General features: G+C 66.4%; 14 protein-coding genes. 7 read left to right on the top strand and 7 right to left on the bottom strand.

The window, feature by feature from the left end:
• The 7 genes from glpD to AC1D15_RS01695 form a co-directional block, all read left to right on the top strand.
• On the top strand, window positions 1-986 hold a 986-nt coding region (glpD, locus tag AC1D15_RS01725), incomplete at its 5' end, for a glycerol-3-phosphate dehydrogenase (RefSeq protein ID WP_477824680.1).
• Window positions 977-2,047: an ABC transporter ATP-binding protein gene (locus tag AC1D15_RS01720; RefSeq protein ID WP_047508336.1), complete on the top strand. Its 1,071-nt coding sequence runs from the start codon at window positions 977-979 to the stop codon at window positions 2,045-2,047. The genes glpD and AC1D15_RS01720, both read left to right, overlap by 10 nt.
• Window position 2,048: 1 nt before the next feature.
• Window positions 2,049-3,158 carry an ABC transporter ATP-binding protein gene (locus AC1D15_RS01715; RefSeq protein WP_477824679.1) on the top strand — a complete coding sequence of 370 codons (1,110 nt, stop codon included), beginning with the start codon at window positions 2,049-2,051 and terminating at the stop codon, window positions 3,156-3,158.
• Window positions 3,155-4,045: a carbohydrate ABC transporter permease gene (locus AC1D15_RS01710; RefSeq protein ID WP_477824678.1), complete on the top strand. Its 891-nt coding sequence runs from the start codon at window positions 3,155-3,157 to the stop codon at window positions 4,043-4,045. Before AC1D15_RS01715 ends, AC1D15_RS01710 begins: the two co-directional genes overlap by 4 nt.
• On the top strand, window positions 4,038-4,850 hold the full coding sequence (locus AC1D15_RS01705) for a carbohydrate ABC transporter permease (RefSeq protein WP_477824677.1): 813 nt from the start codon (window positions 4,038-4,040) through the stop codon (window positions 4,848-4,850). Before AC1D15_RS01710 ends, AC1D15_RS01705 begins: the two co-directional genes overlap by 8 nt.
• Complete coding sequence (locus AC1D15_RS01700; protein WP_477824676.1) at window positions 4,850-5,158, top strand: DUF2160 domain-containing protein; 309 nt, start codon at window positions 4,850-4,852, stop codon at window positions 5,156-5,158. The genes AC1D15_RS01705 and AC1D15_RS01700 overlap by 1 nt, the downstream gene beginning before the upstream one ends.
• Before the next feature lie 89 nt (window positions 5,159-5,247).
• The gene (locus AC1D15_RS01695; protein ID WP_477824675.1) at window positions 5,248-6,981 is read left to right on the top strand and encodes an ABC transporter substrate-binding protein; all 1,734 of its coding nucleotides are present in this window, start codon (window positions 5,248-5,250) and stop codon (window positions 6,979-6,981) included.
• A 62-nt stretch (window positions 6,982-7,043) separates the two neighbouring features.
• Here AC1D15_RS01695 and AC1D15_RS01690 read toward each other — a convergent pair whose 3' ends face one another.
• The 7 genes from AC1D15_RS01690 to AC1D15_RS01660 all read right to left on the bottom strand — a co-directional run bounded on the left by AC1D15_RS01690 (window position 7,044) and on the right by AC1D15_RS01660 (window position 12,883).
• Window positions 7,044-7,292: a hypothetical protein gene (locus tag AC1D15_RS01690; protein WP_477824674.1), complete on the bottom strand. Its 249-nt coding sequence runs from the start codon at window positions 7,290-7,292 to the stop codon at window positions 7,044-7,046.
• Window positions 7,293-7,311: 19 nt separating this feature from the next.
• Window positions 7,312-7,725 (bottom strand): hypothetical protein, encoded by a 414-nt coding sequence (locus tag AC1D15_RS01685; protein WP_477824673.1) that lies wholly within the window; start codon window positions 7,723-7,725, stop codon window positions 7,312-7,314.
• Window positions 7,722-8,054 carry a hypothetical protein gene (locus AC1D15_RS01680; protein ID WP_477824672.1) on the bottom strand — a complete coding sequence of 111 codons (333 nt, stop codon included), beginning with the start codon at window positions 8,052-8,054 and terminating at the stop codon, window positions 7,722-7,724. The genes AC1D15_RS01685 and AC1D15_RS01680 overlap by 4 nt, the downstream gene beginning before the upstream one ends.
• A gap of 88 nt (window positions 8,055-8,142) precedes the next feature.
• On the bottom strand, window positions 8,143-8,454 hold the full coding sequence (locus tag AC1D15_RS01675) for a hypothetical protein (protein WP_477824671.1): 312 nt from the start codon (window positions 8,452-8,454) through the stop codon (window positions 8,143-8,145).
• Window positions 8,454-8,867, bottom strand: coding sequence for a pentapeptide repeat-containing protein (locus AC1D15_RS01670; RefSeq protein ID WP_477824670.1), 414 nt, complete (start codon window positions 8,865-8,867; stop codon window positions 8,454-8,456). The genes AC1D15_RS01675 and AC1D15_RS01670 overlap by 1 nt, the downstream gene beginning before the upstream one ends.
• 89 nt (window positions 8,868-8,956) lie before the next feature.
• The gene (locus tag AC1D15_RS01665; RefSeq protein ID WP_477824669.1) at window positions 8,957-9,448 is read right to left on the bottom strand and encodes a hypothetical protein; all 492 of its coding nucleotides are present in this window, start codon (window positions 9,446-9,448) and stop codon (window positions 8,957-8,959) included.
• 201 nt (window positions 9,449-9,649) lie between these two features.
• Window positions 9,650-12,883 (bottom strand): glycoside hydrolase family 3 N-terminal domain-containing protein, encoded by a 3,234-nt coding sequence (locus AC1D15_RS01660; RefSeq protein WP_477824668.1) that lies wholly within the window; start codon window positions 12,881-12,883, stop codon window positions 9,650-9,652.
• Window positions 12,884-13,018 lie beyond the last annotated feature (135 nt).

Here is a 13,018-nt window from a genome sequence, read left to right as displayed (position 1 = left end):
GCCGCACCCACACGCTGAATGCACGCGCGCTCGTCAACGCCGCCGGCCCGTGGGCGGCGCAGTTCCTCGCCGAGGGCACACATGCGCCGCGCGCCAAGTCGCTGCGCCTGGTGAAGGGCAGCCACATCGTCGTGAAGAAGCTGTTCGACCACGACCACGCCTACATCTTCCAGAACCCGGACCGCCGCATCATCTTCGCGATCCCCTACCAGGACGGCGAGTTCACGCTGATCGGCACCACCGACGTCGAGCACCACGGCGCGATCGGCGAGGCGCGCATCGACGACAGCGAGATCGCCTACCTGTGCGAGCAGGCGAGCCGGTACTTCGCGAAGCCGGTGGCGCCGGCCGACGTGGTGTGGACCTACTCCGGCGTGCGGCCGCTGCTCGACGACGAGTCGGGCGACCCGTCGGCGGTGACGCGCGACTACTCGCTCGAGCTCGACACCTCGAAGGCGGCGTTGCTGTCGGTGTGGGGCGGCAAGATCACGACCTTCCGCAAGCTGGCCGAGGAAGCCGCCGACCTGCTGGCCGCGCCGCTCGGCACGCAGCGCGGCGCGTGGACGGCCGGCGCCTTCCTGCCCGGCGGCGACCTCAGCGTGTGGATCGGCGACCCGCAGCGCCCCGACACCGACTTCGCGCGCTTCGAGCAGGCGTTCGCGCTGCGCCATCCGCACTTGCCGGTCGCGATGCGGCATCGCCTGGCGCGCTGCTATGGCTCGCGCGTGCAGGTGCTGCTGGCGAACGGCCCCGGCGCCGAAGTCGTGCCCGGGCTGCACGAGGCGGAACTGAACTACCTGCACGCGCACGAGTGGGCGCGTGAGCCCGACGACGTGCTGTGGCGGCGCACCAAGCTCGGCCTGCACCTGACGCCGGCCCAGCGCGAGCAGGTGGCGCTCTGGTGCGCAAAGAACTGGCGTGGCGCCGCAACGACGACGACGGCAGCGCCGCCGCAGACAAGACCTTCGGAGACCTCATGGAATTGACGCTGGAGCGCATCGGCAAGCAGGTCGGTGCGCAGACCCACCTCTACCCGCTCGACCTGACCCTGGTCCCGCGCGCGGTGACCGTGCTGCTGGGGGCGACCCAGGCCGGCAAGACTTCGCTGATGCGCGTGATGGCGGGGCTGGACACGCCGACGCAAGGCCGCGTGCTGGCCGACGGCCGCGACGTGACCGGCCTGCCGGTGCGCGAGCGCAACGTGTCGATGGTCTACCAGCAGTTCATCAACTACCCGTCGATGACGGTGGCCGACAACATCGCGTCACCGCTGAAGCTGCGCGGCGAGAAGGGCATTGCCGAGCGCGTGCTGGAGCTGGCGAAGCGGCTGCACATCGAGCCGTTCCTGAAGCGGCTGCCGGCCGAGCTGTCGGGCGGCCAGCAGCAGCGTGTGGCCCTCGCGCGGGCACTGGCGAAGAAGGCCCCGCTGATGCTGCTCGACGAGCCGCTGGTGAACCTGGACTACAAGCTGCGCGAGGAACTGCGCGACGAGCTGTCGCAGCTGTTCGCGGCCGGCGAATCGACCGTCGTCTACGCGACCACCGAGCCGACCGAGGCGCTGCTGCTGGGCGGCTACACCGCAGTGATGGACGCCGGCGAGCTGCTGCAGTACGGCCCGACCGCCGAGGTGTTCCACCGGCCGCAGTCGATCCGCGTCGCGCGTGCGTTCAGCGATCCGCCGATGAACCTGGTCGAGGGCACGCACGCGAGCATCGGCATCTCGCTGCAGGCCGGCGTGAACCTCTCGGTGCCGCTGCCGGCGTCGAGCACGCCGGCGCTGACGATCGGCATCCGCGCAAGCGCACTGCGGGTTCGCCAGCGCGACGGCGATGTCGCGCTGCCGGGCAAGGTCGAGCTGGCCGAGATCTCCGGCTCGGACACCTTCGTGCACGTCGACACGCCGATCGGCGAACTGGTGGCGCAACTCACTGGCGTCCACCAGTTCACGCTCGGCGAAGCGGTGACGCTGTACCTGAACGCGGCGCAGGTGCACGTGTTCGATTCCGCAGGCCGCCTGCTGGTGGCCCCGAGCCGGGAGGGCATCTGAGATGGCACGCATCGACCTCGACCTGGCACACGCCTACAAACCGAACCCGCAGCGCGATGAGGACTACGCGCTGCTGCCGCTGAAGATGACCTTCGACGACGGCGGCGCCTATGCGCTGCTCGGCCCGTCGGGCTGCGGCAAGACGACGCTGCTGAACATCATCTCGGGCCTCGTGACGCCGTCGCAGGGCACGGTGAAGTTCGGCGGGCAGGACGTCACCGGGCAGTCACCGCAGCAGCGCAACATCGCGCAGGTGTTCCAGTTCCCCGTCATCTACGACACGATGACCGTCGCCGAGAACCTCGCGTTCCCGCTGCGCAACCGGGGTGTCGCGCCGGATCGCATCCGCCAGCGCGTCGGCCAGATCGCCGAGATGCTGGAGATGAGCGGCCAGCTGAACACGCGCGCTGCCGGGCTGTCGGCGGATGCCAAGCAGAAGATCTCGCTGGGCCGCGGCCTGGTGCGCGAGGACGTGTCGGCCGTGCTGTTCGACGAACCGCTGACCGTCATCGACCCGCACCTGAAGTGGCAGCTGCGCCGCAAGCTGAAGCAGATCCACCACGAGCTGAAGCTGACGCTGGTCTACGTGACGCACGACCAGGTCGAGGCGCTGACCTTCGCCGACCAGGTGGTCGTGATGACGCGCGGCCGCGCGGTGCAGGTGGGCAGTGCCTCGGCGCTGTTCGAGCGGCCGCAGCACCGCTTCGTCGGCCACTTCATCGGCTCGCCGGGCATGAACTTCCTGCCGGTGCGCTGGGCCGGCCAGGGCATCGACGTGGCCGGCCGGGTGCTGCCGATGACCCACAACCCGCTGCAGGGCGAGGGCAGCTTCGCGCTCGGCGTGCGGCCGGAGTACGTGGCGCTCGCGGCGCCGGACGCGGCGGGCGCCGTGCCCGCCACCGTGACGCAGGCGCAGGACATCGGCACCTACTGGCTGCTCGGTGCGCGCCTCGGCTCCGGCGACAGCGAGCAGACCATCCGCGCCCGCCTGTCGCCCGACCAGCGCATCCCGCGGGTCGGCGACCAGGTGTGGCTGTCGCTGGTCGGTGCGCACACCTGCTACTACCGGGACGATGTGTTGATTGATTCTTCCGTGGAGGTGGCGGCATGAAGCCCGTCAACCAGAAAGCCTGGCTGCTGATCCTGCCGGTGGTGTTGTGCGTGGCCTTCTCGGCGGTGCTGCCGCTGATGACGGTCGTCAACTACTCGGTGCAGGACATCATCTCGCCCGAGCGGCGCGTGTTCGTCGGCACCGAGTGGTTCAAGTCGGTGATGCGCGACGAAGACCTGCAGGGCGCGCTGCTGCGCCAGATCGGCTTCTCGTTCGCGGTGCTGCTGGTGGAGATCCCGCTGGGCATCGGCCTCGCGTTGTCGATGCCGGCCAAGGGCGCGCGCTCGTCGGCGGTGCTGGTGCTGGTGGCGATCTCGCTGCTGATCCCGTGGAACGTGGTCGGCACCATCTGGCAGATCTACGGGCGCACCGACATCGGCCTGATGGGTGCGGCGCTCGCGAAGATGGGCATCGACTACAGCTACACCGGCAACGCGACCGACGCCTGGTTCACCGTGCTGCTGATGGACGTGTGGCACTGGACGCCGCTGGTGGCGCTGCTGTGCTTCGCCGGGCTGCGCGCGATCCCCGATGCGTACTACCAGGCCGCGCGCATCGACGGCGCGAGCAAGTTCGCGGTGTTCCGCTTCATCCAGCTGCCCAAGCTGCGCGGCGTGCTGATGATCGCGGTGCTGCTGCGCTTCATGGACAGCTTCATGATCTACACCGAGCCCTTCGTGCTGACCGGCGGCGGGCCCGGCAACGCGACCACCTTCCTGAGCCAGTACCTGACGCAGAAGGCGGTCGGCCAGTTCGACCTCGGCCCGGCCGCGGCCTTCTCGCTGATCTACTTTTTGATCATCCTGCTGCTGTGCTTCATCCTCTACAACTGGATGCAGCGGGTCGGCCAGGATGCGACGACGACCGAGGGAGCCGCCCATGGATGAGCGCCGTTTCAAGAAGCGGGTGATCTTCCTGCTGCTGTACCTGCTGTTCGCGATCCTGCCGGTGTACTGGATGGTGAACATGTCGTTCAAGACGAACGAGGAGATCCTGTCCTCGTTCAGCCTGTGGCCGCAGCATTTCACGTTCGACCACTACCGCACGATCTTCACCGACGAGTCCTGGTACTCGGGCTACATCAACTCGATGATCTACGTGGCCATCAACACGGTGATCTCGCTGCTGGTGGCGCTGCCGGCGGCGTATGCGTTCTCGCGCTACAGCTTCCTCGGCGACAAGCACGTGTTCTTCTGGCTGCTGACCAACCGCATGACGCCGCCGGCGGTGTTCCTGCTGCCGTTCTTCCAGCTGTACACGACGCTCGGGCTGATGGACACGCACATCGCGGTGGCGCTGGCGCACCTGCTGTTCAACGTGCCGCTGGCGGTGTGGATCCTCGAGGGCTTCATGAGCGGCATCCCGCGCGAGATCGACGAGACGGCCTACATCGACGGCTACTCGTTCCCGCGTTTCTTCCTGACGATCTACATCCCGCTGATCAAGGCCGGCGTGGGCGTGGCGGCGTTCTTCTGCTTCATGTTCAGCTGGGTCGAGCTGCTGATGGCGCGCACGCTGACCAGCGTGAACGCGAAGCCGATCGTCGCAGTGATGACGCGCACGGTGAGTGCCTCGGGCATGGACTGGGGCGTGCTGGCCGCGGCCGGCGTGCTGACCATCGTGCCGGGCGCGATCGTGATCTGGTTCGTGCGGCATTACATCGCCAAGGGCTTTGCGATGGGGAGAGTGTGATGTTCGACTGGATGGCGTGGACCCTGCCGGTGGCGGTGTTCTTCGGCTGCATCGTGCTGATGCTGGCCGGCATGACGGTGTGGGAGCTGAAGTCGCCGACGACGGTGCGCAAGGGCTTCCTGCCGATGGCGACGACGCGCGGCGACCGGCTCTTCATCGGGCTGCTCAGCGCGGCGTACGTGAACCTCGCGTTCGTGGCGTTCAGCGAAAAGATGGTGGGCTGGTTCGGGCTGGCGGAGGAGCCGTCGATCTGGATCAGCTTCGCGGTCTCGATGGCGGTGCTRGCGCTGATCATGCGCAAGGGCTGAGCCACCGAGCTGAAGKTTGAAAAGGCCGCCGGCGATTCTTCCCCGCTGGCGTGTCGCGAGTACCCCGGGAAGTACCAGAGGAGACAGACATGAAGTTGCGCTTGAATGCAGTGGCCTTTGCCGCCGTTGCGCTGGCACTGGGCCAGAGCGCCTGGGCTGGCGAGGCCGAGGCGAAGAAATGGATCGATGCCGAGTTCCAGCCGTCGACGCTGAACAAGGACCAGCAGATGGCCGAGATGAAGTGGTTCATCGAGGCCGCGAAGAAGCTGCAGGCCAAGGGCGTGAAGGAGATCTCGGTGGTGTCGGAGACGATCACGACGCACGAGTACGAATCGAAGACGCTGGCCAAGGCCTTCGAGGAGATCACCGGCATCAAGGTGAAGCACGACCTGATCCAGGAAGGCGACGTGGTCGAGAAGCTGCAGACCTCGATGCAGTCGGGCAAGAGCATCTACGACGGCTGGATCTCCGACTCGGACCTGATCGGCACGCACTACCGCTACGGCAAGATCATGAACCTGACCGACTACATGTCGGGCAAGGGCAAGGAGTGGACGAACCCGGGTCTGGACATCAAGGACTTCATCGGCACGAGCTTCACGACCGCGCCGGACAAGAAGCTGTACCAGCTGCCCGACCAGCAGTTCGCGAACCTGTACTGGTTCCGCGCCGACCTGTTCGCGCGCCCGGACCTGAAGGAGAAGTTCAAGGCCAAGTACGGCTATGACCTGGGCGTGCCGCTGAACTGGAGCGCGTACGAGGACATCGCCGCGTTCTTCAGCGAAGACGTGAAGACGATCGACGGCAAGCCGATCTACGGCCACATGGACTACGGCAAGAAGGATCCGTCGCTGGGCTGGCGCTTCACCGATGCGTGGCTGTCGATGGCCGGCACCGCCGACATCGGCATCCCGAACGGCATGCCGGTGGACGAGTGGGGCATTCGCGCGTCGGCCGACGGCTGCACGCCGCAGGGGGCCAGCGTCTCGCGCGGCGGTGCGACCAACTCGCCGGCGGCCGTGTATGCGCTGACGAAGTACGTCGACTGGATGAAGAAGTACGCCCCGAAGGAAGCCACCGGCATGACCTTCGGCGAAGCCGGCCCGGTGCCGGCGCAGGGGCAGATCGCGCAGCAGATCTTCTGGTACACCGCGTTCACCGCCGACATGACCAAGCCGGGCCTGCCGGTGGTGAATGCCGACGGCACGCCGAAGTGGCGCATGGCCCCTGGCCCGAACGGCCCGTACTGGAAGCAGGGCATGCAGAACGGCTACCAGGACGTGGGTTCGTGGACCTTCTTCGAGGCGCATGACGCGAACCGCACGGCGGCGGCGTGGCTGTATGCGCAGTTCGTGACGGCGAAGACGACCTCGCTGAAGAAGACGATCACCGGGCTGACGCCGATCCGCGAGAGCGACATCCAGTCGAAGGCGATGACGGACCTGGCGCCGAAGCTCGGCGGGCTGGTGGAGTTCTACCGCAGCCCGGCGCGCGTGGCCTGGACGCCGACCGGCACCAACGTGCCCGACTACCCGAAGCTCGCGCAGCTGTGGTGGAAGAACGTGGCGGTGGCGGTGACGGGCGAGAAGACGCCGCAGCAGGCGATGGACAACCTGGCCGAGGAGATGGACCAGGTGATGGGCCGGCTGGAGCGCGCCGGGATGGCACGCTGCGCACCGAAGCTGAATCCGAAGGGCGACCCGAACAAGTGGCTGAGCGACAAGGGCGCGCCGTGGAAGAAGCTGGCGAACGAGAAGYCGAAGGGCGAGACGATCGCGTATGACACGCTGCTGAATGCGTGGAAGGCGGGCAAGGTTCGCTGACGCGGGCTTTGCTTCGGAGGCACGGACGTTTTCGTCCGTGCCTCCGCTTCCTGACGAAGACTCTATCGTTCGAGCACGTACGTGAGCCATGGCGCGGCCGCGGCGACCAGGAGGCCGATGACGAAGAGCAGCTTCTCTCGACGCGATGGGTTCTTGAGCAGCGGCAGCAGTCGGCGATCAACAGGATCTCGCGGTACCGTGCGGGGGTCGCGAGCGCGTTTGACCATCAAATACACCACCGCCACGAAGGCGACGACCACCACCACGCTTGCGAGCGCGGTGCTCAGCAGGGAAGGCGGTGTGCCACGCATCCGATGGTGGGGTTGACGGTCAGTTGCTGCTATCCGGAGCGCCATTGAACACGGCGTCGTCCGGATCGAGGATAGCAGCCAGCGTACGCGCCTCGTCTTCAGCAAGCGCGCGCTGATACTGCCCGAACGGGCCGGAAGCGATGAGCCATCGCGGCCAGAGGTTCAGCGATGTCGTTCCGCCTTCATGCTCCATCTCGATCACCATTCGAGGCGAATGCGTCGCCACGGTGCGTGACCAGTCGGCGCGATGCTCCGTGAGCCACTTGCCCAGCGCCTGGCGTTGTGCGCTCGTCAACTGCTCGCGCGGCCCCGGCGTGCCCGCGACGTAGGTCGTGCGAGTCGCCGCCGAGATCGGTGGGATATCGACATTGCATCCGAGCAGTCCTGCGGCCAGAACGATGGCCGTTGCACAGGCAGCGATCGACTTCTTCATGGCTGACGCATTCCAGACTCTTGTTCGGCGTTCTCGCTCGACGGTCCGGCCGATGAATCATCGCCTGGCGGTGTCGGGGTCGTCCTCCGGCTGTTGCGTGCGGCACCGCAGCCGCCTGCCAGCAGAAGCACGGCAGGCCAGATGACATTCGGTGCGAGATCGTGTGCCAGTCCCGCGGCGGCAAGAGCGCCCTCATACGACTCACATTTCAGACAGCCGCGGTCCTCGCGCGGAGGGTTTCGGTGCTGCGCCTTCATCACCAGCCGGAAGTCGATGCCGAGCGTGTAGTAGAGCTGGATGGCCATCAGCCACAGGAAGCCGATCGTCATGCACAGGTACCAGATTTTCCTCATGGGGCGCCCGACGTTTTGCCAGCTGGTTTCGTGAGGTCGGATGTTGCCACCGACCATCGCCAACTCAGTCCGCGAGCTGCGACGCAAGCACGACGAACCGGCTCTCTCCAGCCATTGACTCGATGTGCCAGGGGTGGTCGGTGTTGATTCGCACCAGTCGTCGCCCCGCTTCATCCATCCAGGCCAACTCGTTCTCGCAATGCATCGCCCCGATCGCTGGGTAGATGCTCGTGACATCAAGCGCTTCCCGGCTGACAACGGGCACCTTTTCAACGAAGACGTGAGTCTTGCCTTCGGCGTCCTGGAATGTGCATTCGACGAACCCCGGGAAGTGATCGTCGACGTATCGAGTGATATGAACGGTGAGAGCGAGCATCAATGCGTGCGCCTCTTCGATTCGGCCGCAAATTGACGAGACAGCCCCTCGCACTCGGTCTGCTCGCAGTCGTACCACCTGCACCCGTCGAACGTGCAGCCTGCACTCAGGTTGTCCCTCAGGAACTTGCAGTTGACGAACCGGCATTCGGCGAAGAGGCACCCGGCGAAGCCCGAGCCGCGGAAGACGCATCCGTTGAATTCAACGCGAACGAAGGTCGTCGTGTTGAACAGCCCCCAGTACCACGAGGAGTCATTCACCCTGCAGCCGTTCAGGATGCCCTCGAACGCAGCGCCTTCGACATCGAGACCCGTGAACGTGCAGTACCTGAAGACGTCGTCCTGCCAGTTCTTGGGCAGATCGGATTCGCCGACGAAGTCGATGGTTTCATGAAGGGAGGCCATGAACTTCACTGTAGCGTGAGGTGATCGGACGAAAGAGGGATCACGCACTCAGCAATGAATCAGCTCTTGGCATTTGTGCGCGGCACCTGTTCCGGCCTTCACTTCTGAAAGCAAGGCGGTCTCGGTTTCGCCGGCACAGCACTGCTGCGTCGAAAGGAACGCTCACCGATGCCCATGCCTGCGCCGCACGCAAACAGGTCGTCGCACGGGCTGTTCGCCTGGATGACGATGGTCTTCGGCTTGACCTCGGCAATCAACTTGCAGAGCGACGCCCCTCTCACCCGCATCGCTTCGTCATCTTCGTCTGGCACCCGGCGGAGGATTTCACGGCTCCCCTTCTTGACGATCTCCAGGCGACCGGTGGCTTGGCACACGTGACCTTGGTCGCCGACGACGAGCAGGTCGAATTCGTATGTGGATTCGGAGTCCTGTCGCACCCCGAAATGGTCCAGCACGGGAATGACTTCATCCGGGGCAGTAGGCGCATCACCGCGATAGGCGATGGAGTGCGGCAGCACGTAGCACCCGTCGACGGGCGCCGCAGTCGCGATGCCGATGGATCCCATCGTCAGCACCGATGCGATCAGCAAAGTGAAGGGATGTCGCATTCGCCTCCCGGCCTGTTGTTGTCGTTTTCTCGAAGACCACATGGTGCCACCGTCAGCGAACCTGCACGCGCCTTTGCCGTGCAGATGCAGCGAACAAAAAAAGGGCGCAACTCGCGTTGCGCCCCTGAAGGGTCACGCGCTGACCGCCAAGGCCCGCGCGACCGCCGCAATCGAGAACCCCGCTCAGAGGTTCTTCACGATCCGCAGGTTGCGGATCTGGAAATGGATGGTTCCCTTCTGGTCGTCCCACGCCGGCAGCATCTCCAGCGGCGACGTGATCTTCGAAGCATCGAACCCGTTCGCCACGTAGTCCGGCGAGCTGAACGGGATCTTCACCGTCTGCCAGGTGTTGAGCGCCGGGTGGCCGACCTTGTCCTTCAGGTCGCCGGTGCGGCAGGTCTCGCTCTTGCGGTCGCAGACCATCTTGGTCCAGAAGTCCTGCGTGCTGTTGCCGTAGTCGAGCACCCGGATCTCGAACTGCACGCCGCCCGTCGCCGCGATCGCCGACGCGTCGATCAGCGTGTTGTCCGGCACCGACAGGAAGATGCCGCCGTTGCCGGCCCCGTCGGTCACGCCGTTGAACACCACGTCGATCAGCTTGTCGGTGCCGTCGACCAGGTCGTTCGTCAGCGTCACGCTGCCCGTGCCGTACGACCACGCACCCGCCGGCGCCAACGCCGCCGCATCGCTGATGCCATTGACGTACAGGTCCTTGTCGTCGCTGACCGCGATCACGTTCACCGCCGGCCCGCCCGCGCACGGCACGTTGCCGGTGTTCTTCGGATCCCAGCGGATATTGGCCACCGACACCTCGAACTGCCCGCCGCTGCTGTACAGCAGGAACGGCGTGTTCACCGCGGTGAAGTCGGTGCCCTGGTCGGCAAAGCACTGCAGCGGGATCGCGAGTTCCGTCCAGGTATTGACCGGCAGCGCGCCGAAGGTGTTCGTCGCGTCGATCTCGCCCATGCACGGGTAGCCGCAGTCCACCCGCATCTTCACCGCCGCGCTCGGCGCCACGCTGACGCGCGCATCGAACACCAGCGAACCCTTCGAGTTCAGGTACGACTGCAGGTCCTGCTTGTCGGCGTCGTTGGTGCTCTGCATGTAGAGCTGGCCGGCCGCGCCGTTCCACTTCGCCTTGATCGCCGCCCACTGCTTGCCGTCCTTGTCGTCGACCGGCACCGCACTGATCTCGCCCTGCGGCGTCGACGTGGTCGTCGCCGACGACAGCCCCACCAGCACGCTCCAGCTCGACGGTGCGCCGATGCGCAGCGAGAAGCCGCTCTGGTTCGCGCCGTCGAACACCGCCAGCGTCTGGTCGGTGGTGCCGCCGCCGCCCGCCGGCACGCCGCAGCCCTGCGCCACGGTGGCCTCGTCGAGCGCCACTTGGTCGGCCCCCGGCGCGGCATAGCTCAGGCCGTAGCCGAAGGCATACAGCGGGTCGTAGCCAGCATCGCCATGGTTCAGCGCGACCTGGCAGGCCGCCTTCGGCCACGAGTACGACAGCTTGCCGCTGAAGTCGGCATTGACGGCCCCGTCGTCCTTCTTGAACAGCACGTCGGTCAGGCCGTCACCCTCGGTGCCCGGCAGCCACGCGGCGACGAACGCATCCGAGCGGTTGAGCTCGCGGTTCACGTACAGCGGGCGGCCCGAGTACAGCACCGTGATGATCTTCTTGACGCCCTTGGTCTTCAGCGCATCGATCAGCGCGACGTCTTCCGGGTGCAGCTTCGCGTGCTCCAGCGTCTTGGTCTTGCCGATGTCGCCGACGCCTTCGGCATACGGCGTCTCGCCGATCACGACGATCGCCGCGTCGTAGTCGGCGCTGCCCAGCGCGCCGGTGGTGCTGGTGTCGATCACCGCGTTCGGCGCGATCTTCTGGATCGCCGCCCACAGCGTGGTGCCGCCGCCGAAATCGGCATTGACGTTGTCGGTGCCCTGCCAGGTGAGCGACCAGCCGCCGCTCTGGTTCGACAAACTGTCGGCGCTCTTGCCGGCCACCAGCACCCTGGCGCTGCGCGCCAGCGGCAGCGTGGCGCCGTTGTTCTTCAGCAGCACCAGCGATTTGCGCACCGCCTCGCGCGCCACCGCGCGGTTCTCGGCGGTGCCGACCTCGCTGCTCGCGTTGCGTGCCGACAGCTTCGGCTTGTCGAACAGGCCGGCGCGCAGCTTGACGCGCAGGATGCGGCGCACCGCATCGTCGATGCGCGCCTGCGGGATCTCGCCGCTCTTCACGCTCGCGATCGTGTTGGCGATGAACGCCTTCCAGTCGTCGACGTACGGCACCATCACCATGTCGATGCCGGCGTTGATGGCCTGCGGGCAGTCGGCGTTGGTGCAGGCGCGCGTCGAATCGCTGTTGGTCGCGTTGACCTGGCCGAGGCCGTTCCAGTCCGAGACGACGAAGCCGTCGAAGCCCATCTTCGTCTTCAGCACGTCGGTCAGCAGGTACTTGTGGCCGTGCATCTTGTCGGCGCGCGCGGTGTCGCCCTTCGAGGCGTCCTTCCAGCTGCTGAACGAGGCCATCACCGATTGCGCACCCGCCTGCAGCGCGGTGTAGTAGCCGCGGCCGTGGATGTTGATCAGGTCGGCCTCGGTGACCGCGGTGATGCCCTGGTCCTTGCCGTCGGTGGTGCCGCCGTCGCCCAGGAAGTGCTTGGCCGTGGCGACCACCTTCTCGTTGGCCTTCGCGTCCTTCGCGAGCGTGCCCTGCAGGCCCTGGATCACCGCGCCCCCGTACGACTGCACGACCAACGGGTCTTCCGAGTAGCCCTCGTAGGTGCGGCCCCAACGGTCGTCGCGCACGACGGCGAGCGTCGGGCCGAAGGCCCAGTCGATGCCGGTGTGCGCCACTTCGCGCGCGGTCACCTCGCCGATGCGGCGCAGCAGGTCGGGGTCGCGCGTCGCGCCCAGCCCGATGTTGTGCGGGAAGAGCGTCGCGCCCTTCACGTTGTTGTGGCCGTGCACCGCGTCCGTGCCCCAGATCAGCGGGATCGGGTTCGCATTGGCCGGGTCCTTCGACGCGGCCCACAGCGTATCGGCCAGCGCCAGCCAGTCGGCGACCGGTGCATCCTTGTGCTGGCCCGGGAAGGATCCACCGCCGTTCAGCACCGAGCCCAGGTGGTAGGTCTTGATGTCGTCCGGCGTCACCCCCTGGATCTCGACCTGCGTCATCTGGCCGACCTTCTCCTCCAGGCTCATCTTGGCGAGCAGCGCGTCCACCTGCGCCTCGATGCCGGCGTCACGGGCCACCGCGCTCTTGATCGCGGGCCAGTCCTGCAGCGGGGTGGTCGGGATGTCGGTGCTCACGGGAGGCGGCGGCGGGCTGTCGTTGGAATCGCCTCCGCCGCAGGCGCCCAGCGTGAGCGCAACGGCCCAGGCGAGCCCATGCAGGGCAGCGCGGGAAGAACGGATCATGGCTTGTCTCCTCTTGTGGGTATGTCGTGCGCATCAGCGGAGCGAGCGAACGCGGCGCGAGCATAGCCACGGCTGAAAGCGCTTGCAAGAAGACGTTTACCAATCGTTAAGGCGATGACAAGCCCGAAGCGGCCC

It is taken from the genome of Rhizobacter sp. P2_H2 (assembly GCF_056403375.1).
Note: the sequence above shows the minus strand (reverse complement) of the source record. Positions and strands in the feature narration are given on the sequence as shown.